Source organism: Rhodococcus sp. USK10, from assembly GCF_019378875.1.
GTDB classification, from domain to species: Bacteria; Actinomycetota; Actinomycetes; order Mycobacteriales; family Mycobacteriaceae; genus Rhodococcus_F; species Rhodococcus_F pseudokoreensis.
The window spans coordinates 6,433,108-6,453,608 of the sequence record NZ_CP076048.1; the positions used below are offsets into that span (position 1 = coordinate 6,433,108).

General features: G+C 66.6%; 16 protein-coding genes. 9 read left to right on the forward strand and 7 right to left on the reverse strand.

Features of this window, described 5'->3' with window-relative positions; all coding sequences use genetic code 11:
* Window positions 1–220 precede the first annotated feature (220 nt).
* On the forward strand, window positions 221–748 hold the full coding sequence (locus I1A62_RS36575; protein ID WP_219457100.1) for an ester cyclase: 528 nt from the start codon (window positions 221–223) through the stop codon (window positions 746–748).
* Window positions 749–798: 50 nt separating this feature from the next.
* On the opposite strand, the gene I1A62_RS36580 is transcribed toward I1A62_RS36575, so the two are convergent.
* The 5 genes from I1A62_RS36580 to I1A62_RS36600 all read right to left on the reverse strand — a co-directional run bounded on the left by I1A62_RS36580 (window position 799) and on the right by I1A62_RS36600 (window position 10,332).
* Window positions 799–1,305, reverse strand: coding sequence for a hypothetical protein (locus I1A62_RS36580; RefSeq protein ID WP_225858130.1), 507 nt, complete (start codon window positions 1,303–1,305; stop codon window positions 799–801).
* A gap of 420 nt (window positions 1,306–1,725) precedes the next feature.
* A complete protein-coding gene (locus I1A62_RS36585) occupies window positions 1,726–5,631 on the reverse strand; it encodes an Ig-like domain-containing protein (RefSeq protein ID WP_257890622.1) in 3,906 nt (1,301 codons plus the stop codon).
* Window positions 5,632–5,761: 130 nt separating this feature from the next.
* Window positions 5,762–8,362 carry a protein kinase gene (locus I1A62_RS46915; RefSeq protein ID WP_219457103.1) on the reverse strand — a complete coding sequence of 867 codons (2,601 nt, stop codon included), beginning with the start codon at window positions 8,360–8,362 and terminating at the stop codon, window positions 5,762–5,764.
* Window positions 8,363–8,677: 315 nt separating this feature from the next.
* A complete protein-coding gene (locus I1A62_RS36595) occupies window positions 8,678–10,063 on the reverse strand; it encodes an SLC13 family permease (protein WP_219457104.1) in 1,386 nt (461 codons plus the stop codon).
* Window positions 10,060–10,332 (reverse strand): hypothetical protein, encoded by a 273-nt coding sequence (locus I1A62_RS36600; protein ID WP_219457106.1) that lies wholly within the window; start codon window positions 10,330–10,332, stop codon window positions 10,060–10,062. Before I1A62_RS36600 ends, I1A62_RS36595 begins: the two co-directional genes overlap by 4 nt.
* A gap of 427 nt (window positions 10,333–10,759) precedes the next feature.
* Between I1A62_RS36600 and I1A62_RS36605 the strand changes: the two genes are divergently transcribed.
* The gene (locus I1A62_RS36605; protein ID WP_219457107.1) at window positions 10,760–11,869 is read left to right on the forward strand and encodes a PrpF domain-containing protein; all 1,110 of its coding nucleotides are present in this window, start codon (window positions 10,760–10,762) and stop codon (window positions 11,867–11,869) included.
* A 91-nt stretch (window positions 11,870–11,960) separates the two neighbouring features.
* Here the strand turns inward: I1A62_RS36605 and I1A62_RS36610 are convergent, their stop codons facing one another.
* Window positions 11,961–12,881, reverse strand: a complete 921-nt coding sequence (locus tag I1A62_RS36610) for a LysR family transcriptional regulator (RefSeq protein WP_124392466.1) — start codon at window positions 12,879–12,881, stop codon at window positions 11,961–11,963.
* Window positions 12,882–13,060: 179 nt separating this feature from the next.
* On the opposite strand from I1A62_RS36610, the gene I1A62_RS36615 reads away from it, so the two are divergent.
* From I1A62_RS36615 to I1A62_RS36640, 6 genes are all read left to right on the forward strand, one after another.
* A complete protein-coding gene (locus I1A62_RS36615) occupies window positions 13,061–14,302 on the forward strand; it encodes a CaiB/BaiF CoA-transferase family protein (RefSeq protein WP_124392465.1) in 1,242 nt (413 codons plus the stop codon).
* A complete protein-coding gene (locus I1A62_RS36620; RefSeq protein ID WP_219457109.1) occupies window positions 14,302–15,087 on the forward strand; it encodes a CoA ester lyase in 786 nt (261 codons plus the stop codon). The genes I1A62_RS36615 and I1A62_RS36620 overlap by 1 nt, the downstream gene beginning before the upstream one ends.
* Window positions 15,088–15,311: 224 nt before the next feature.
* Entirely contained in the window at window positions 15,312–16,490 is a 1,179-nt protein-coding gene (locus tag I1A62_RS36625) for a cytochrome P450 (RefSeq protein ID WP_219457110.1), read from the forward strand.
* Window positions 16,487–16,684, forward strand: a complete 198-nt coding sequence (locus I1A62_RS36630; RefSeq protein WP_095863534.1) for a ferredoxin — start codon at window positions 16,487–16,489, stop codon at window positions 16,682–16,684. The genes I1A62_RS36625 and I1A62_RS36630 overlap by 4 nt, the downstream gene beginning before the upstream one ends.
* Entirely contained in the window at window positions 16,681–17,811 is a 1,131-nt protein-coding gene (locus tag I1A62_RS36635) for an NAD(P)/FAD-dependent oxidoreductase (RefSeq protein WP_219457112.1), read from the forward strand. Before I1A62_RS36630 ends, I1A62_RS36635 begins: the two co-directional genes overlap by 4 nt.
* A 39-nt stretch (window positions 17,812–17,850) precedes the next feature.
* Complete coding sequence (locus I1A62_RS36640; protein WP_257890623.1) at window positions 17,851–18,777, forward strand: LysR family transcriptional regulator; 927 nt, start codon at window positions 17,851–17,853, stop codon at window positions 18,775–18,777.
* On the opposite strand, the gene I1A62_RS36645 is transcribed toward I1A62_RS36640, so the two are convergent.
* Window positions 18,774–19,361, reverse strand: a complete 588-nt coding sequence (locus I1A62_RS36645; RefSeq protein ID WP_219457115.1) for a TetR/AcrR family transcriptional regulator — start codon at window positions 19,359–19,361, stop codon at window positions 18,774–18,776. The genes I1A62_RS36640 and I1A62_RS36645 overlap by 4 nt on opposite strands.
* Window positions 19,362–19,509: 148 nt before the next feature.
* Between I1A62_RS36645 and I1A62_RS36650 the strand changes: the two genes are divergently transcribed.
* A complete protein-coding gene (locus I1A62_RS36650) occupies window positions 19,510–20,496 on the forward strand; it encodes a phosphotriesterase (RefSeq protein ID WP_219457117.1) in 987 nt (328 codons plus the stop codon).
* Window positions 20,497–20,501 lie beyond the last annotated feature (5 nt).

The window sequence follows — 20,501 nt, forward strand, 5'->3', positions numbered from 1 at the left end:
GGAGTTCACCCATTCCTCACCAGTCACACGCCGATCACCCCGAGTTTTCAGATGCGCTCTAAGCGAATCATCGGCGATATCGCTCGCGGCGCGGAGGACAATTAGAAACGGACCGGCCCCGGCACTGGAGTCGGCCGCGGTCGTGTTGTGTCAGAGTCTCGTTCCGCACGGTCCGAGGCTGCATGCCAGCGTGCCTCGCGTCAATCAGCATGGAGTTGAGATGTCTGAACACAGCCCGACCTCGACAACAACCCCTCCGCCGAACGACGTCTCCAATGCGCTACTCGTCCGATGGGCTTTCGAGCGGATCAACGCCAAGGACGTCGCCAGCCTGCGAAATTTCTGGACCTCCGACTCCACCGTGCACTTCCCGACCGGGACATGTCGCGGGAGCGACGAGATCGCCGTCTACTTCGAGCAGGTCTTCGCCGCCGTCTCCGACCTCGTCTTCGAGATCGTCTCGATGGCCGAGGCCGGCAACGACGTCCTCGCCCACTGGCGCGTGACCGGGCGGCACGTCGGCGCGTTCGTCGGCGTCGCCGCCACCGGTCGGCGAATCGAATTCGAGGGATTCGACCACTTCGTCATCGCCGGCGGAAAGGTCGTCGCCAACACCGTGCGCTACGACCAGATGGAGTTCGACCGCCAGATCAAGCTGTTGCCGCCCGACGGTTCGATTGCGGATCGTGCGTTGAAGGCGGCCTTCAACGCCAAGACCCGTGTCGTGGGTATGGCTCGTCGGCGTTAGCTCGCGAACACGGGATCTCGAAGTCGAACTCGAACCTGATTCGTGTCAGATCAGGGTGCAAACTTCCCGACGGCGTCGAGGTTCGCGAACACCTCGCCAGGCTGGACGAGGTTGGCGCCGGCGGTGTCGTTGAAAACCTGCGCGAAGTAGGGGGTGAAGCGGAACGGCCAATATGTGGGGCCGATCCCGCCACCGTGGGGCGTCATGAGCGTCGGCATCATTTCGCCCACGTTGTAGGTGGCGACCATCCTCTCGCCTTGTGGAACCCCGTTGATCGTCACAAGCCCGTAGGCGCCGTCCATTCGCAGCCAGATGTTCTCGACTGCAACAGAATTCCCGGTCTTGCTGATCAATCTCGGGCCGCCGGGATAGTACACGCCCTGGCATGCGTCGATATAGTTGGTGTGCGAGCCGATTGGCAGATAGAGGCCGGTCTTCCCGGGCTTGGCCTCGAACGGCGTGATGCCTTCGACCGCGATCTCGTTGTCGTTCACCAGCGCAACCATTCGCGGGGGAAAATCGAAGTTGGCATATCCGAACGGCGTGAAGTACGGCATTCTCAGACACTCGGCCTGAGCAGTCGGCACGGGCGCGTGAAGAGACAGTCCCAGAACCAGAATGATCGCCCCAGCAATCCCTCCTACAAACGCACGCAAGATACGCATCTCTGCTCCAATCTTCGGGTTTGTATGGCGCGGCACCGGGCGACAGGTAGCACCAAGAAGCGCTAGGAAGCGCCAAGAAGCCTCATGTAGTAGATTACGCGCCCAGCGCCCGACATTGAATCGCTATTTTCTGCAGGGCTTGAGTTTCTATTGGGAGTATCGCCGCTGCGGGTGCTCACCGTGCACGGGCCCGAGGGAGTATTGGGCGAGGTCATCTGTTCCAAATCGGCACCGCTCGTGTGAGTTTCGTGCGCGATCATGCGTGGAGAATGGAACGGGAGACTTCGGTCCAGGCGTTAAGCCGCCGGGTATTCAGACGGTCAGGGCCGCGGGCGCGCCGATCGGCAGGCCGGGGACCGCGTACACCGCGCCGTCGTGGTAATCGGTGACGTACAGCGTGTCGTCCGCGATCAGCACGTGCCGCAGCGGACCGTAGCGCGAAGTGATCGAGCCGTCCTCGTCGGTCACGAACGTTCCGACGACGGTGTTGGTGGTGGTGTCGATCACCGCGACGGTGCGTCCGTCCCCGACGGTGACGAAGGCCCGGTTGCCGTCGGCGCTCAGCGCGAGATCCTGTGCGTCGCCGGTCAGTCGCACGGTCGCGATCTCGCTGCCGTATGTGGCACTCGCCGGATCGATGTCGATCACGGTGACAAGTCCGTATCCGCCCGTCACGCGCCAGGTCTGTCCTGTTTGGTCGGTGATGAACTCTCCGTTGGAGTAGCCGCCGAAGGCACGCTCCACGGTGGTGACGTGCTGGGTGACGTACAGCCGGTTCCCGTCCACGACGGTGACGCTGTGCGGGACGTCAGTGAATGCGCCGCTCATGCTGTTGAGGTCCCACTCGGGACCGATGGCGAACTCCGCCGTCTCGGTCAGGGAGGCGGTGTCGATCACGCTGACCGTCGACCGATTCGCGCCGTACAGGTGGCGGCCGTCCGCGCCGATGCCGAGAGCGGTGAACGCGCCGAGCGGTTGCGCTGCCACGACGGTGTTGGTGGCGGTGTCGATCACCGACACCGTGCCGTCCTCGCCGGAGGTGTAGAGCCGGGTGCCGTCGGGGCTGACGATCATCTCTTCGTTCAGGGTCCACCCCTGGTACTCCTCGGAGTAATACGGCCAGATGGTCGCGACGACGGTGTCAGTGCTGGTGTCGATCACCGAGATGGTGAACTGTCCCGGGTTGCTGACATACACCCGGCTGCCGTCCGGGGCGGCCGCGATCGTCGACGAACCCCAGTCGACCGCGATCGGTGTCCCGACTGTCCCGTCTGCGTCGATGACCCGTACGTAGCCGTCCTCGCTGAGGACGTAGAGCCGGTCGTCGACGAGGGCCGCGTCGGTCGGGTGCCCAACCGTGATCTCCGTCGACTCGACGTCGAGGACGGCGGGGGGAGGCGCCGGCGAGACGGGCACGGTGACGTCGACGTTGGTCACGTACTGGCCGTCTCTGACTGTGAAGGTGACCGTGTCGGTGTCCGGTCCCTCCGACTGTCGGGCGAGGTCGCGGGCAGCGGCGGTCGGGGTGAAGACGAACGCCCCGTCCCCGTCGGCGACGACGGAACCGGACGGTGGTGTGGTGTAGGTGAAGGTCACGGGGTCGCCGTCGGGGTCGGGCGGGAGCGTGATCGTGACCGCGCCGTCGGACGTGCTGGGAGCGCCGACCGTCGATGCCGCGGATGGCGCGGAGTTTACGAAGGTGAGCGAGAGCACCCGCACCCGCCCGTCGACGGCGTCGGTGACGAGCATCCGGGAACCGTCGGCGCTCATGGCGATGCTGTGCGCGCCGGCCTCGGGGGACGTCTCGTCGATACCGACAATCGACACCACCTTGGCGGTCGCGGTGTCGATCACCCACAACCGATCCGAGTCGGTCACGACATAGGCTGCGCTGCCGTCGGGGGTGACGCGCACGGCGGTCGGCCGCGACCCGACGGCGACGGTGCCCACGACCTTGTTTGTGGTGGTGTCGATGACCGAGACGGTGTTGCTGCCGCGGTTGGTCACGTAGACCCGGGTGCCAGTGGGGTTGACGGCGACGGCGTTGGGTGTGGTGCCGACCCCGACGGTTGCGACGACCTTGTTCGTGGCGGTGTCGATGACGGAGACCGTGCCCGGGGAGAAGAGGCTGCCCGCGTTCGTGACGTACGCGCGGGTGCCGGTAGGGGTGTTGGCGACGGTGACGGCGTTGGGTGTGGTGCCGGTCGTGATGGTGGCGACGACCTTGTTGGTGGTGGTGTCGATGACCGAGACGGTGTTGCTGCCGCCGTTGGTGACGTACGCGCGGGTGCCGGTGGGGTTGACGGCGACGGCGTTGGGTGTGGTGCCGGTCGTGATGGTGGCGACGACCTTGTTGGTGGCGGTGTCGATCACCGACACATTGCCGCTGCCGCTGTTGGTGACGTACACCCGGGTGCCGGTCGGGTTGGCCGCGACGCCGGTCGGCGAGGTGCCGACGGTCACCGAGCCGACGACGACGTTGGTTGCGTCGAGCACGGAGACGCTCTTCGAACCCTGGTTTGCCACATAGGTTTTGGTGCCGGCGAACACCACACCGGACGGGTTGGACCCGACGGTGGTGGACTGCACGACCTTCATCTGTGCCGCGGAGATCGGCACCCGCACCTGCACGTCCACCCGGTTGCCGGACTGGACGTCTGTGACGGTGACCGTGAACGAGTCGTAATTGGCGCTCGGGTCCAGCGCGGCCGGGTTCAGCGCGTCCGCAGAGGCCGCCTGGCGCGCTGCCTGGGTGGGGGTGTAGATGAAGCCGCCGGTCGCGTCGACGGTGACCGTTCCGCCGCTCGGCTGGGTGACCTCGTAACGAAGTTGATTTCCGGACGCATTGATCGAGCCGAGTACCGCACCGGTGCGGCGGTCGGGCACACCGACGATCGGCCCGGCAGTGGAGGCAGAGCTCGTGTCGGCGGATGCGGTGCTCGCGACGGCGAACGATGCGATCGACTCGCCGGTCCCGACGGAGGATGTTCGTGTTCCGGCGAACGATTCGATCGGCTCGCTGGTCGTGACGGGCGCGGCAGCCAGCGATCGGCTCGCGTCGGAGATGACCGTCTTCTCCTGTCGACGGCACCATGCCGCGGCCAGCGCCCAGAACGTCGGCGACTCGATCGGTACCTGTGGGTCATTCGACAGGAATGGACGTAGCCCGAGGGCGCCGAGCACCTTCGACACGACGCTGGATGCAACTTCCACCGCCGGGGCGGGGAGGGACGGTCCCAATGCCAGCGTCCCGACCTGCTGCGCATCGGCACGGGTGTCCGATCCTGCGCGCGTCAGCGCTGTCGTCGCGTCGATCGCAGGGATCGCGGGAACCGTCGCCGGTACTGCTTCCGGAACTGCTGCCGGCTCGACGGGGACGAGTCCGCGCACTGCCGGGGCCTCGGCCACGACGGCAGGATCCAGAGCCGCGCCGGATCCGTCCGTCACCGGGGTGGTCGACAGGTTCGGCACATTGGCGTCGCCGACAGGTGCGCTGTCGTCACCCTGCGAGGATGTCGCGGCGGCCGAATCCGATCGCTCGGTGACAGTTCTTTCCGGAGGCCGATCGGCCGGCGCGCTCGCGGCACCGGTCTCGTCTGCTGTCGTGCCCGAATCCGGCATGCCACCGCCGCTCGCAGTCGACGAACTGTCGGGTGCCGTGGGGTCGGGTGCCGCGGCGGTGTCGGGAGTCGTCGCGTCGGACCCGTTCACGTCGTCGTCCGAGGGCGTGGATTCGGTGCCTGTAGTGGATCGGGTGTCGGTGCCGGAGGTGGATTCCGAATCCGTGCCGGACGTTGATGGCGAATCCGTGTTCGAGTCGCCGCTCGTCGACCCGGAGCTGTCACTCGACGAGTCCGAGTCGGTACCCGATGCGTCGGAGGACGTCCGGTCCGTCGAAGTCCTGTCGGTGGATCGGTCCGTGGATCCCCGGTCGGACGATGTCTGGCCGGACGAGTCGGAACTCGACGACGTGGACGAGTCGCCGACAGACGGTGCTGCCACCGCCGTGCCGGCCGGCGCCCCGACCGCAAGCCCGATGCCCACTGCCACCGCCAGCTCGGTGAGGTGCTTGAGGTGCTTGTCGTTATACATGAGTTCCTCCTCCACGAGGACGCTTCGACCTGCAGTCCGGACGCACCATCCGGAGACGCGGCTCGTGATGGAAATGTCTCGCGGCGCGAGGCCGAGTTCGGCCATGGCGGTGCCCTTGTCCGTCACCGTTGCCTCCCTGTCAGGCAACTGGTTTGAGGCTAGTTCGTGCGTCGCCACTACCGCATCGGACGTTCGCTGTATTCGGCGTCGTGACAATCAGGCCCAATGGGTATTTCGACCCATGAATCGCGACTGGTTAGTTCAGGCCGTGTTGGTAAGCGTACGCGGTCGCGGCGGCGCGTGAGGTGACGCCGATCTTGGCGAAGATGTTGCTCAAGTGCCGCGCGACGGTCTTCTTGCTCAGCGACAGGTGTTCTGCCACATCCTGATTGGTCATTCCGGACGCGACGAGTCGTAGCACCTCGACCTCCCGCGTGCTGAGACCGTCGGGGAGTTGTGCCGGTGGCGGCGCCGACCCGAGGAGTTCGTCGGTACGCTGCAGATCCGGCATCGCGCCGAGTCGACTGAACACCGCACGACAGGTGTCCCATTCGAATCGCGCGGTGTCCTCGTCGCCAATCGCACAGCAGGCCAGTCCGATCAGCCGGTGGCTGCGTGCGGCCTCGTACGGCACCTCGAGGTCCGTCCAGATCTGTGCGGCGGCTCGCAGACCCGGCAGCGCACCCGCGGGGTCGCCGTCCGCGAGCCGCACCGCACCGTCAACCTGTACTGCCGCGGCTCGAACGGCCAGCGGGGCGCCGACCATGGCGGTAAGTTCCTTGGCGGCCGCCCGTGCAAGTTCCAGGTTCCCCACAGCTAGCGCGATCTCTGCCTGTGCGGGGAGAAGTTTCGCCCTCGCGAGTCGGTCCGAGGGATGTTCGACCAACGCACGGGCGAGACCGGCGGTGGCTGCGTCGGTGCGGCCTTGCGCCGTCCGCAGCAGTGCCATGCCGGGCTGCACGTCCCAGGCATAGGTGCCGGCGTGCCCGAACGCTTCCTCCGCTGCGGCGAGGTCGCCGACCAGCCGCCGGATCTCCCCGATCTGGTACCAGGCCTGGCCGGCGTCCATGGCGATGGTTCCGTTCTGCTCCGCGCAGGCTTGCCGTGCTTCGTGTTCGGCGTCGGCCCAGGATCCGTGCAGGCGCAGGATTCGGGATCGGTGCATCCGGCACGAGCCGGAGACGGCCGTGGCGCCGTGCTGGGTGCCCAGCCATTTCTCGAATGCGGATGTCCAGGTGCCGGCGCGACCGAAGTCCGACATGTATTCGCAGGTGTTGATCGAGCTGCAGTAGATCCACCAGGAGCTCACCGGCTTCACCTCGCGGGCGGCCACGGCGATCATGGCCTCGTCGAGTAATGCAGTGCCGCCGGAGATGTCACCAAGCGCGACAAGGGCGCGGCCTGCCTGGTGCAGGCCGACGTTGACCAGATCGGGATCGGTGAACTGTGTGCCTATGCTCGTTGCGCGGCGTGCCAGTTCGAGTGAACCGTCCGGGCTGCCCGTATGGAACGCGCCCTCGGCCTGAGCTAGGAACAGGTAGCCGTGCACCGCGCACTCCGGCTCCTGCTGCAGACGGCGTTGTGCACGCGAGAGCCATCCCATGGCCGGGGAGATGTCGCCGTGCATCATCGATACCAGGTGGATTCTGATCGCGCACATGGCGGCGTCGGGGTTGTCACCGTTGTCCACGCGGTAGGTGTAGATCCGGCTGCGTACCTCGACGCTGCGCTCGGGCCGGCCGGTGAGGTGGGCGGACTCGGCGAGGGCCTCGAGATCGTCCGGATCGAGGGCTGCCGATTCGTCTGCGCGGCTGAGCCGGGTATACGCCTCGTCCCACACCTGTGCTCGGTAGGCTGCCCGACCGCGCTCGAGATCGTCGACCGCGCGACGGCACCGCGTGTCGCGTGAGGGCGTCGCCCGTCGGCGTTCACCTCGGGGCAAAGCGGTAACAGCAGCGTCGGGCACGATCATCTTGTCCACAATGATCCCGCACCCACGCTGGATCTCTTGGAGTTCGGACCCGAACTCAGCGGCAGTGGCAGGACGATCGGCGGGACTGGTGGCCACGGCCCGTTCGATGGCAGCACACGCCTTCGGCGGAAGACCCGCCCCACGTATGTCGGGAATCGGCTGCGTGGTGATTCGCAGGAACTGGGCGATCAACTGCTCGTCGCTCCTGCGTTCGAAGACGGCGTGACCTGTGATTGCGCAGAACAACGTCGCGCCCAGGCCGTAGACGTCCGTCGCCGGAGTGGACGGCTCACCCTCGAGCACCTCGGGAGCGGTGAAGGCCGACGAACCCGTCACCGTGCGGGCGGATGTCTCGACGCCTCCGGCGATGCGCGCGATACCGAAATCGGTCAACTGCGGCTCGTCGTAGTTGGTGATCAGGATGTTTGCGGGCTTGACGTCGCGGTGCAGTATTCCGTTCCGATGCGCAGCCTCGAGCGCACCAGCCAGTTTGACCCCGAGACCCATCGCATCACCCAAGTCGAACGGGCCGACCCGGCGGATCTTTTCCTCCACCGAACCGCCAGGGTGGTACTGCATCACGATGTAGGGTCGGCCACTCCGGGTGACCCCGACTTGATGGACGTCGACGATGTTCGGATGCCCCGACAGTCTGCCCATCGCCTGCTGCTCGCGGATAAACCTTTCGCGCTCGTCCTGATCCACGTCGGCGGTGAACACCTTGATCGCGACCATGCGGTCCAGGGAAGGCTGCAGGCAGCGATACACGATGCCGAAGCCACCCCGTCCGATCTCGATTGCATCGTCGAAACCGTCCGCAGCCAACTCCGCCGTGACCGCCGAAACGGGATCACGCCGGATTTCCGGCGGGTCGTCCTCGGACATGGGCTGTCTCAATTTCTCGACGTGTGGCATCAACAGTGACGGAGGAGTCTCTTCGGCCTGTGCCGGTCACCGCAACAAGTCATACGAGCAGCACCACGACAGGTCACCGCGCCCTCCTCGGATTTACAGACCGCATGGTTGTTTCATTTCAACCCTAATTCCCGGTCCCATTGGCAGGTAGGCCCAGATATACATTGGCGCAGGTCCAATCTGTGGATACCGCCGCGGCCTGGTCGACCGTCTGCCCGCCATTTCCCATGCGAACACGACCGCCACCTCGGGTGAGGTGGCGGTCGCGGCTGTTGTCCGTGGTGCTCAGGCCATTGCGGGAACGGCTACCAGGATGAACCAGCACAGCGCCGGTGCGACTGCGACGACGATGCCTGCGTTGAGGAGAAGCTGGCGGTAGAACGCGGGGCGCTCGATGTTCTGGGCGTTGGCGAGGACGAGGGCGCCGTTCGTGGAGAACGGGGACACGTCGACGACGGTCGCCGAGATGGCCAGGGCCGCTACGACTCCGACGACGGGGAGTGCGCCGGTCTGCAGCAGGGGCAGGGCGAGCGGGATGATCGCGGTGAGCAGTGCGGTCGAGGATGCGAACGCTGACGTGACGCCGATGACGTAGCAGAGGACGAACGCGACGAGCAGTGGTGCGCCGACGGTGATGGCCATTTCGGCGAGGTGGTCGATGGTGCCCATTTCCTCCATGATCGAGATGTAGGTGACCATGCCGGCGACGAGTAGGACGGTGGACCAGCTGATGCCGGCGATGGCTTCGTTCTGCTTCGACAGATCGGTGAAGGCGAGGACCGCGCCTGCGGCGATGGCGACGAAGCTGATCGGCAGATGCAGCACGAGCACGAGTACGAGCACGGTCGCGATGAGGAACAGGGTGAGCTTCTGGACCCGGGTCACGGGGTGCGCGTCGGGCACGATGCTGGTCGCCGTGGGCCTGCGGGTGAGTACCTGCGTCCCGCCCGACGAGCCTGCACCGCCGGTGGTCGGCGTCCGATCCGGTGCCGCAACGGTGGTGGGACGCGTTGTACCGCTGCCGGTTTCGTCGCTTGTCCCGGTGGCGGTGTACTCGAGGTTGCGGACTCGGGCGAGGACCGAGTAGCCGACCACGGTCAGCACCGACAGCAGGAGGTTGATGCCATAGCTGGCGAAGAACAGCGTCCAGGGCGCGATGGTCAGGCCGCTGGAGTTGACGATGTCGGTGACGAGGACACCGGAGACCGAGATCGGCGAGAACGCGCCGGCGTGGGCGCCGTTGATCGTCATGATGCCCATCACGAGCGGACTCATCCGGGTACGCGCGGCGAAGGACATCGCCGCGGGCGAGATCAGCGCGACCGCTGCGGGGCTGAAGGTGCCCAGTGCCGTCAGCACGGAGGCGGAGAAGAAGAACACCCAGGGAACGATCACCGTCCGGCCGCCGACTGCGCGGATGCAGGCGTTGACGAGGAGGTCGATGGTGCCGTTCCTCTTGGCCATGCCGAAGAAGTAGGTGACGCCGATGATCGTCAGGACGATCGAACTCGGGAATGCGGCGAGGATTTCCTTGTCGTCGTATCCGAGGGCGAAGGCTCCGACGAGGAAGGCCCCGATGAAGCCCAGGATGCCGATGTTGATGGGGAAGATGGTGGCGAGCACGAACATCGCGACCAAGGCGATCAGGGGGAGTATTTCGATGGAGGTCATGGTCGTTCTTTCGCTTGCTGTCCGGCAGGGTCGCCTGCCCGGTCGTCGGCTGTTCCGGTTGCGTGAACAGAGGGGGCCTCGACGCGTCCGAGGGCACTGAATGGCGGTGCCAGGGTGCGCGTGCGCGGCGTCTCCCGACTTGTGACGGGGTCACGGTGCGGGGTCGGAACGGGCGCGGTGGAATCGACCAGTTCGGTGGACAGCTCCTCGGCCCGGTCCCGGTCGGCGGGAACGTCTTCGCTTGGGGGTAGCGGGCTCGTGGTTCGCATGTCACATCCTCTCGTCGATCATGTCCTACATCACGTTAGAGACGACAGATGTTCAGAACAATGTCACGTTTCTACCCGGGGGTTCAGTTCTGCTTAAGTCATTCCGGCGGCTTCGTGCCCAGGTGATCGTCGTGCTGATGGCGCCGCTATGGGCCGTCGACCTCGACGAACGGCGACGTCCCAGGTCGCGCCCGGCCGCCGGCCGCCGTGTGCGCGGTCCTCCGCAGGCGCTCGACCCGACGATGTAAGCCACTCTTAAGGGTCGTCCTCATATTCGAAATTGTGCTCCACCCAGGTTGGGCGCAGGGTTGATGGTGTCACCGCTGGAGATTCAGTTCCCTTACCCCGATCGGAGCCTTCGGCGGTGCCTCAGACTTCGTCACGAATGAAAGGCGGCCGGGCGGTGTTCACACTCCGTGGAACCTGGATGCGAGGGGGCACCAGCAAGTGCTGGCTCTTCAACGCGGTCGATGTCGACCCTCTGGTCGAGCAGGCGGGCGGGCTCGACGCCATACTCACCTCGGCCTTCGGGTCGGGTGATCCCCGTCAGCTCGACGGCGTGGGCGGTGGCAGCTCGACAACGTCCAAGGCCGCGATCGTGCGCCGATCCGCCGAGCCGGGCATCGACGTCGAGTACCTGTTCGCACAGGTCGCGATCGGTGATCGCCGGGTCGAGTGGGGCAGCAACTGCGGAAACTGCGCCACCGGGATCGGGTTGTATGCGCTGCAGTCCGGACTCGTCGCGGTCGACAGTGCGATGACGATCGTGCGGATGCGCAACACCAACACCGGTGCGATCCTCACCGCCGAGATCGCCACCCCGGGCGGGGTGATCCCCGCCGAGGGAGATGCCGCCGTGCCGGGGACCAGTGCGCTCGGCGTTCCGGTCGCCCTGACCTTCACCGGCCTGGCCTCCGGCACGGCGATGCTGCCCACCGGCTCGGCGTCCGATTCGATCACGCTCGGTGATTGCAGCTACCGGGGCACGATGGTGGCTGCCGGTGCGCCGGCTGCGTTGTTCGACGCCGCCGATCTGGGCTTGAGCGGGGCGGAGGACAATTCGGTGATCGCCGACCACCTCTCCGTTCTCGTGGCCCTGCGGCGCGAATCGTCGCTGCGGATGGGACTGAGCAATCCTGGTGATCCCATCTCGCATGCCATTCCGAAGGTCGGTGTGATCGGCCCACCGCGGGACTATCGCACCAGCGCGGGCATCGACATCGCCGGTGAGGACTACGACGTCTCGGTCCGCATGCTGTCCATGCTCGCCCCGCATCCGGCGATCGGTTTGACGTCGGCCGTCGCCGTCGCCGCGGCCGCCACGGTGAGAGGCGGAGTGGTGGCCGACAACGCCCGGGTGCGGTGGCCCGGATCGCTGCGACTGGGAACGGCCGCGGGCGTCCTCGACATCGACTTCACCACCTCCCCCGACGGGGTGATCGAGGCGGTCGCCCTGCACCGCGCCGCACGGCGGATCGCGGCCGCCGAACTGTTCGTCGCGTCCCCGGCTGCCGTCCTGGCGGGAACCGCACGGTGACCCGGCCACAGCACGTCGCGGGGATCGCACAACTCGCCGACGCCGTCGCCATCTGCACCTCGTAGCCGACGATCACCGTGCCGCCCTGCGCCTACGTGTCGGCGAAACCTTCCTCGAGGCGCCGCGCTGCCGCCATGCACAGTGTGATGGCCGCTTGAGCCGCCGGACTCAGCCGACGCTCGGTCAGGTGTGCGACGAGGATCCGGCGCTGCGGCGATCGGGTGGCGAGCGGGATGGACCGGACGTCGGGGCGGGGATTGAGGACGGCCAGCCGCGGCGCGATCGACACCCCCAACTCGACGCCCACCATGGCCTGCACCTCCCCGTAGTCGTGGGCGAGGAAACTTGTCCGAGGGCTGAATCCGCCTTGCTGACAGAGCCGTTCGAGGGTGTGGGCAACCGGGTGATCGTCGGCGCGCACCACCCACGACTCGTCGCGGAGTTCGGTGATCCTGATCGACTCCCGGTCGGCGAGGCGGTGCTTTTCCGACACCAGGAGCAGGGTCGGATCGTTCATCAGGTGGTGGTACGTCAGCAGTGGGTCGTCGATCCGGTTCCACTCGTAGTCCCACAACAGGGACAGCTCCGTCTCCCGGCGGCGAAGCGAATCGACGAGCTGGGCGAATCGTCCACTGAGGACGCGCAGGTCGATGCCGGGGTGGTGGGTCTTGAATTCCTTGATCACCAGTGGCAGCAGCGAGGATCCGGCCGTGGGGAAGGTTCCGATCGCCAGTTCTCCCGCACGTAGTCCGTGGATCTCCGCGAGTTCGGCGTCCGCGGCCTCGAGTTCGATGAGGATCCGTTCGGTGTGTTTGACGATGGAGCGGCCGGCGTCGGTGAGCATGATGCCGCGGGCGTGCCGTTCCAGCAGCGGTTGCCCGGCCTCCTTCTCGAGCTTGGCGATCTGCTGCGAGACCGCGGACGTGGTGTATCCGAGCGCCGCGGCAGCCGCGGTGATGGAGCCGTGCTTCGCGACCTCGCACAGCGTGAACATCCGTGTCGTGTCGAGCACGTCGGCCACCTGCCTTTAGAAAAATTTAAAGGGAGTCAAGATACTTGCGATTGTACTTCACTCGTGTGGGTGACAGATTGGAGTCCGCACACGCGGGAAACGTGCCGCCCGACCTCCACGCAGGCGCCATTACCACCCTCCCGCCTCAATCGCCCTCTCGACAACGCCGAGGACTGCCCATGAGCGTGAACCCACACGATGACACCCCGACCTCGAGCTCGTCGGGGGAAGCGAACCGCGGCCCGCTGCACGGAGTTCGAGTTCTCGACATCAGCACCGTGTACGCCGCACCAATTACCGCGATGCTGCTCGGCGACTTCGGCGCCGAGGTGATCAAGGTCGAGCACCCGACGGGCGACCCCGCGCGATCTCATGGGGCGAACAAGGACGGCCACGGACTGTGGTGGAAAGTCATTGCGCGCAACAAGAAGTGCATCACCCTCGACCTCGGCACCCCCGAGGGCCAGCAGATCCTGCGGGATCTGGTCGTCGACGTCGATGTGCTCGTGGAGAACTTCCGACCCGGAGTGCTGGAGAAGTGGGGGCTCGGACCCGACCGGCTGATGGTGCTCAATCCAGGATTGATCACGTTGCGGGTCACCGGCTTCGGACAGGACGGGCCCTACGCCCAACGTCGCGCCTTCGGTACCCTCGCCGAGGCGATGAGCGGATTCGCACACCAGACCGGTGAGGAGGACGGACCGCCGACGCTGCCCCCGTTCGGTCTCGCCGACGGTGTCGCCGGCATCACCGGCGCCTTCGGCGTGGTCACGGCACTGCTGCACCGCAACAGCCCCGAAGGAAACGGGCAAGGGCAGGTCATCGACCTCTCGCTGCTCGAACCCCTGGTCGGTATCCTCGGCCCGGGCCCCACCGCCTTCGACCAGCTCGGCGCGATCGCCGGCCGTCAAGGCAACCGCTCGCCCAACAACGCTCCCCGCAACACGTACCTCACCAAGGACGACCGATGGGTAGCGATCTCGGCCAGCGCCACCTCCGTCGCGGAACGGGTCATGCGTCTGGTCGGACGAGCTGACCTCGTCGAACAGCCGTGGTTCGCCTCCGCCGGGGAGCGCAGCCGCAACGGCGACCTCCTCGACGAATCGGTCGGGAAATGGATCGCCGCCCGCCCGTTCGACGAGGTCGTCACCGAGTTCGAGCGCGTCGGCGCCGCTCTCGCACCCATCTACGACGTCGAGCAACTGATGAACGACCCGCACGTCCGCGCCCGCGACGTGATCACCACTGTCGACGACGAGGACCTCGGGCCCATCGCCATGCAGAACCTCATGGTGCGCATGCTCGGCACCCCCGGTGCCATCCGGTTTCCCGGACGGCGACTCGGACAGGACAACACGCAGATATACCGCGACGCACTCGGATTGAACATCGAGGCTCTGCAGGACAGGGGAGTCATCTGATGGCCCGCAGCTACCTCTTCGTGCCCGGGCACAAAGAGAAACTCCTCGGCAAGGTCTTCGATGCCGGCGCGGACGCGGTGATCCTCGACCTCGAGGATGCGGTCCCGCCGGAGTCCAAGGACGCCGCCCGCGTTTGCGTCGCCGACGCTCTGACCACCCACCCCGCGTGGGTGCGCATCAACGCCGTCGGCACCGCGCCGGCCGCCGACGACCTGGCCGCGGTCGCCGACCGTGCTCACGGCATCCGGATCCCGAAGGTCGACTCGGTCGACGACGTGCGGTGGGTGCGGGATCGGGCGCCGGGGACGCCGCTGATCTGCGCGATCGAAACCGGGAGGGGCGTCACCAACGCCCTGGCGATCGCCGCCGAACCCGGCGTCGAACATCTCGCCCTCGGCGGCATCGACCTCCGGAAAGACCTCGACATCGGCGACGGGGACACCCCGCTCCAGTACGTGCGATCGCACCTGGTCATCGCCTCCCGGGCCGCGGGAATCGCACCCCCGATCGACAGCGTCTACCCCCACCTGCGGGACACCGACGGACTCGCCAGGGAAGCCGCACACGCCCGCTCTCTCGGCTTCGGCGGCAAATCTGCGATACACCCCTCCCAACTGCCGATCATTCACACCGCCTTCAGCCCGAGCGAGGACGAACTCGCCTGGGCACGAAGGGTTGTGGACGTCTTCGAGGAGTCCGGCGGGGCCGCCGTTCAGCTGCCGGACGGCGAGTTCGTGGACCTGCCCGTCGCTGAGCGGGCTCGCAGAATCCTCCAGTTCCAGTAGCCATGGTTCGTCAGCGCGTGCCGGTGGTCGAGCCAGAGTGAGTCGACGGCGAAGGCATCCCGGCTTCTACACGTGGCAGCAAATGTGCGAACCGGATCCCGCGTCCGCGGTGTGCCGCGACCACGGATGAGAGCACCACAGGGCGGACGGCATCAATCTTGTTCATGTCTGTACATGCTTAATATGAGTTGGATTTATGTGAGTGGAGTCACTTCACTGGAGGCATGAACAGAAGCACTCCGGCGAGTAGCGATACGGACCTATTCGCCGACGAGGTCGTGATCGACCCCTATCCGACGTACGCCGAACTCCGCGATCTCGGCGCGGTGGTACATCTGCCCGCCAACGACGTCTATGCCCTGACCCGCTACGACGTCATCCGCGACGCGTTGGCCGACCCGGGCACCTTCTCGTCCCGGACGATCGGCTTCAATTCCGTGGTCAACGAGGCGCTTCAGGGCACATCGCTGGCCTCGGACCCGCCGATCCACACAGAATTGCGCGCGACTCTTTCCGAGAACCTCTCTCCACGGGCGCTGCGGGGACTCCGGGATCAGATCCACACCAAGGCCGATGCGCTGGTCGTGGACCTGGTCGCCAGAGGATCGTTCGAGGCCATCGATGCGTTGGCGCGCGCCTTCCCGCTCGAGGTCGTCGCGGACCTGATCGGTTTCACCGGTGAGGTGCGCGACAACATGTTGCGCTGGGGGCAGGCCGCGATGGAAGTCATCGGTCCGATGAATCAGCGGACCGCGGAGAACTTCCCGATCGCCGGCGAACTCTACGGTTGGTGCACCGGGGTCCGGGCCGGTGATCTGGCGCCGGGGTCGGTCGGTCGCGGCATCTTCGACGCCGAGGACCGCGGCGCCATTCCTCCCGGCACCGCCGGCCATATCATCCACCAGTACCTGGGCGCGGGTGTCGACACCACTATCGCCGCGCTCGGCAACATCGTCGCGCTCTTCTCGGCTTTCCCCGATCAGTTCGACCTGGTCCGCGGAGATTCCGCGCTGGTGCCGGCTGCCTTCAACGAGATTCTCCGATTCTGGGCGCCGGTCCATGCCTGGGGCCGCTCGGTGACCCGGGACGTGAACATCGACGGCACCCTCGTGCCGGCCGGATCCCAGGTGGCGATCCTGTTCGGCGCAGGCAACCGCGACCCGAGGCACTACGAGAACCCGGACGCCTTCCTGGTCCAGCGAAACCCCGTTGACCACCTCTCCTTCGGGTACGGACCGCACGGCTGCGCCGGCCAGGGCCTGGCCCGTTTGGAAGCCCACGCCGTCATCGGGGCACTCGCCGTCCACGCGCAGCGGCTGGTGGCCGCCGAGCCGGTTCGGTTGCCCAGCAACATCACCCGCTCCATCGACGCACTCGAGATCCTGAAGGTGGTCCCGGCATGAAGAAAATCGTGATCGACCGGCCTCGCTGTGAAGGCCACGGACTGTGCGAAGAGATCGCTCCCGACCTGATGCACCTCGATGACGCGGGCGAACTGATCCTCGACGTCGAGGACATCCCCGAGGGAAGCCCGGAACTCACGGACGCCGGTGCCGCGGTCCGGGTCTGCCCGGTGGCCGCACTCAGGCTCGCATGACACTCATCGAAGTTCCCGAACGAATCCTGGTCATCGGCAACGGGATCGCCGGCCAGACCGCGTGTGACAGCCTCCGAGCCGCGGGTTTCGACGGCGATCTGACCATTGTGGGGGCCGAACCCCGGGCGGCGTACTCGCGGCCCGCGCTCTCCAAGGCGCTCCTCGTCGACGGAGGTTCCCACGAACTGGCACCGCCCACGCACGAGGCGACCGAGGTGCTCGGGGTGGCGGCCGTCGACCTCGAGGTCGAGTCTCGCCGGGTGCGTCTCGACGACGGTTCGGACCTGACCTACGACGGACTCGTGATCGCCACCGGTTCCAGAGCACGGCGCCTGGGCGGCGACCGCAGCGTTGAGCTGTCCTTGCGCACCGTGGACGACGCCCTGGTCCTCCGGGAACGGCTGGCGGCCCGGCCCACGGTCGTGGTTGTCGGCGCCGGTCCGCTGGGCATGGAGATCGCATCCGCGGCCCTGTCGGCGGGATGCCGGGCCACGCTGGTAGCCGACGGCCCGCCGATGTTGTCGCATCTGGGGCACTGCCTGTCCGAGGCGTTCACCGCGGCCGCGGTAGCCCGAGGGCTCACGGTCGTCGTCGGCTCGGCCGCCGGGATCGACGATGCGCGTGGGGTGGTCCTGCGTGATGGATCACGAATCGACGCCGACCTGATCGTCAGTGCGATCGGCGACATACCCGACACGGACTGGCTGGCCACGAGCGGACTGTTGAGCGGCGGCCGTCTCGAGGTGGACTCGCGCGGCCGGGTCCGGCCCGACATCGTCGCGGCCGGGGACGCCGCCGCCGTTCCCACGCCTACGGGAATACGTCGAATTCCGCTGTGGAGCAGCGCTATCGAGCAGGCCAAGGTCGCTGCCCACGCGCTCCTGGCGGGCGACGATGCGCCGGAACTCGACCTCGAACCCTACTTCTGGACCGAGCAGTTCGGGCTGAACCTCAAGGCCACCGGCCACCTACCGGCCGCCGGTGAACCCGAGTTCCTGCTCGGCGACAGCCCGCACGGACCGTCGGTGATGCGCTGGACCCACGTCGGCGGTGACGGTGTCGCGGTCGCCGTCAACCACCGGATCCCGATCCCGAAACTGCGCCGCATGGCCGCTGCGGCCCGATGACGTCGCCCCCTCGGGAGGAGGACGCGTAACTTCGTGTGGATGAACCAACCCGGTGATCACTCGAGTGATCTCGGCCTGGAGCGGCTTGCCTCGGTCAACCTCAACTTGCTGGTGCCGTTGCTGGCCCTACTCGAGGAAGGATCGGTCACCCGCGCCGCGGCCCGGGTCGGCATGTCCCAACCCGCGATGAGTCATGCCCTGGGGCGGATGCGCCGACTGATCGGTGACGATCTGGTGACGCGGCAGGGGAGCGGCCTGGTGCTCACCCCGCGTGCCCTGGAACTCATCGCACCACTGCGTGAAGTGCTCCGGCAGACCGCACAGGTTGTGAATTTCCCGGGCTTCGACCCCGCTCGAGACAGTCGCACCATCACTGTTGCGATGACCACCAGTACCGCATTCGTGGTCGGGCCGGGTTTGGCGCGGCTGGTCGCCGAGCGGGCACCGAATGCGACTCTGCGGGTGCGCAATTTTGTTCAGCCTCAACCGAGCGACTTCACCGACGACGGCGTGGACGTCGTACTCCTGTCCGAGGCGTTCACATCGCCGTACCCACGCGAACGCCTTTACGAGAATCGCTGGGTGGTGATCGCCCACCCGGACAGCGATCCCGAGGCATCTGCACTGGATCTGCTGACGTCTCTGCCCCATGTCACCTACGACTCCCGGCACCGGGTGGCGCCGTACGCCGCGATGGACGCGCACGGCGTGCACTACCGGATCGGGCAATTGATCTCCGACCACCTGCTCATCCCGCACTTGGTCGCGTCGGCAGGCGGCGTGGCGGTGCACACATTCCGGGTTGCTGTCGCGATGCGGGAACGGGTGGACCTCCGTATCGAGGAGTTCCCGCTGCCGGTCTCGCCGTTGGGGATCGACATGGTGTGGAATCCGCGTCTCGGGGATGCGGCGTTCATCGCCTGGTTGCGGGAGATCCTCGTCGAGGCGACGGCTTTCGAGTTCTAGTCGTCCGACGCAAGTAGGTGGCACCAGGAGTCGGTGAGTTCGTCGAGGCACGCCTCGCGGGGAGTCTGCCAGCCGACCGCGAAGTAGCGGCGCGAGAGGTACTCGAGCTGACCGAATGCGAGCACGCAGCGAATCCGGCGCCGATCGGGAGGGAACCGCTTGGCCTGGTCCAGACCCGCCGTCATGTCGCCGACGGCGGACTCGAACCACTGCTCGGTCTTGGCTGCGACGTCCGGCTCCTGGGCTGCCTGGTAGGACGCGGTGAGATAGGGCTTGATCTCGTCCCACTGTGAGAACTTGCGGTCCAGCCACTCCTGGATCTGGTCACGCGAGCCCGAGGCCACCACTGCGGTGAGCGTGGGGTCGTCGGCAGCGGTGAGTATTGCGTCGACCTTCGTCAGCAGCGCGCTCATCACGTCGGCCTTGGACGAGAAGTGCAGGTAGAAGGTCGTCCGGGTCGATCCCGCGGCGCTGGCTATGTCATCGATCGTGGTTGCGGCATAGCCCTTGGTGCCGAACAGCTCGAGCCCTTTGGCGAGGAAAAGGTCGTAGGTCATTTGCTTCTGTGCGGCGCGGAGCGACATGACCTCAGATTGTAGCCGCAGTCCACCCACGAATCAGATAGACCATTAACCAAACTATTAAGCAACTCACTTGACGCTTTGTAATGTGAGTGGCTACGGTGGTGTGCACCACGTCGTGCTGACATGACGTTGACGAAAGGAAGTGCCGATGAAGGGCTCCCAGACCGCCGAGAGCAACACCGTCCACACCGTTCTCGGCCCAGTTCCCGCTGACGAGTTGGGGGTCGTCTCGGTTCACGAGGCGCTGCTGTCCGTGGTCCCGGGTGCGGAGCACGCATTCGACATCACCCTGGACCGCGCCGAGATCTTCGAGGCGCTGGTGGGGAAGCTGACGGAGTTCCGGGACCACGGCGGGCGGACGATCGTCGACAGCACCGGCATGTTCCACGGCCGCGATGTCACACTCTACGAGGCACTTTCACGCACGACCGGCGTACACATCGTCGCGTCGACCGGCATGGGACCCGAGGAGGTGCTCGGAGGATACTTCCTGACGCCGCAAACCAATCCGCCGACGCCGTGGCCGGCGGACAAATTCGCCGACCTCTTCACCCAGGAGATCACCGAGGGCATGGTGGTTCCCCGGGTGGAACGACGGGGTGCCGCAGGCCTGGTGGCCACCGCCGCGAATCCCGACGGCATGACCGCCACCGAGGAGAGCCTCGTCCGCGGCGCGGCCCGAACCGCCCGCGACACCGGTGTCCCGCTCTCCCTCCGCTACGGGAAGGACGCGGTGCACGACCTCGAGATCGTCGCGGACGAGGACCTGCCGGCAGACCGCGTCGTCGTCGGCGGGCTCGACCGCAGGGATGCGATCGCCACAGGTGCGCCGCTAGAGATCGCCCGCCGCGGAGCCTACGTCGCCCTCGACCACGTGGGTGCGGACGACGGCGTACACGCCACCGACGACGAGCGCGCCACCCTGGTCCGCGAACTGGTCGACGCCGGTCACGGCGACCGAATCCTCCTGTCGAGCAACGCCACCGGCGTGTCGGTGGGGGAGCCGGGTCGCGACCTACCGTTCAGCTACATCCTGTCGACTTTCGTGCCCCTCCTCACCGTGCAGGGACTCGGCGTCACCGACATCCGGCGCATCCTCGCCGACAACCCGCGCGACCTGCTGTCGGTGCGCTGAGCACC

Bases quoted from the DNA above. Each gene is read 5' to 3' on its own strand.
- I1A62_RS36575 (WP_219457100.1), top strand. From the start codon at position 221: ATGTCTGAACACAGCCCGACCTCGACAACAACCCCTCCGCCGAACGAC.
- I1A62_RS36580 (WP_225858130.1), bottom strand. From the start codon at position 1,305: ATGCCGTACTTCACGCCGTTCGGATATGCCAACTTCGATTTTCCCCCG.
- I1A62_RS46915 (WP_219457103.1), bottom strand. From the start codon at position 8,362: ATGTCCGAGGACGACCCGCCGGAAATCCGGCGTGATCCCGTTTCGGCG.
- I1A62_RS36595 (WP_219457104.1), bottom strand. From the start codon at position 10,063: ATGACCTCCATCGAAATACTCCCCCTGATCGCCTTGGTCGCGATGTTC.
- I1A62_RS36600 (WP_219457106.1), bottom strand. From the start codon at position 10,332: ATGCGAACCACGAGCCCGCTACCCCCAAGCGAAGACGTTCCCGCCGAC.
- I1A62_RS36605 (WP_219457107.1), top strand. From the start codon at position 10,760: ATGCGAGGGGGCACCAGCAAGTGCTGGCTCTTCAACGCGGTCGATGTC.
- I1A62_RS36615 (WP_124392465.1), top strand. From the start codon at position 13,061: ATGAGCGTGAACCCACACGATGACACCCCGACCTCGAGCTCGTCGGGG.
- I1A62_RS36620 (WP_219457109.1), top strand. From the start codon at position 14,302: ATGGCCCGCAGCTACCTCTTCGTGCCCGGGCACAAAGAGAAACTCCTC.
- I1A62_RS36625 (WP_219457110.1), top strand. From the start codon at position 15,312: ATGAACAGAAGCACTCCGGCGAGTAGCGATACGGACCTATTCGCCGAC.
- I1A62_RS36630 (WP_095863534.1), top strand. From the start codon at position 16,487: ATGAAGAAAATCGTGATCGACCGGCCTCGCTGTGAAGGCCACGGACTG.
- I1A62_RS36635 (WP_219457112.1), top strand. From the start codon at position 16,681: ATGACACTCATCGAAGTTCCCGAACGAATCCTGGTCATCGGCAACGGG.
- I1A62_RS36640 (WP_257890623.1), top strand. From the start codon at position 17,851: ATGAACCAACCCGGTGATCACTCGAGTGATCTCGGCCTGGAGCGGCTT.
- I1A62_RS36645 (WP_219457115.1), bottom strand. From the start codon at position 19,361: ATGTCGCTCCGCGCCGCACAGAAGCAAATGACCTACGACCTTTTCCTC.
- I1A62_RS36650 (WP_219457117.1), top strand. From the start codon at position 19,510: ATGAAGGGCTCCCAGACCGCCGAGAGCAACACCGTCCACACCGTTCTC.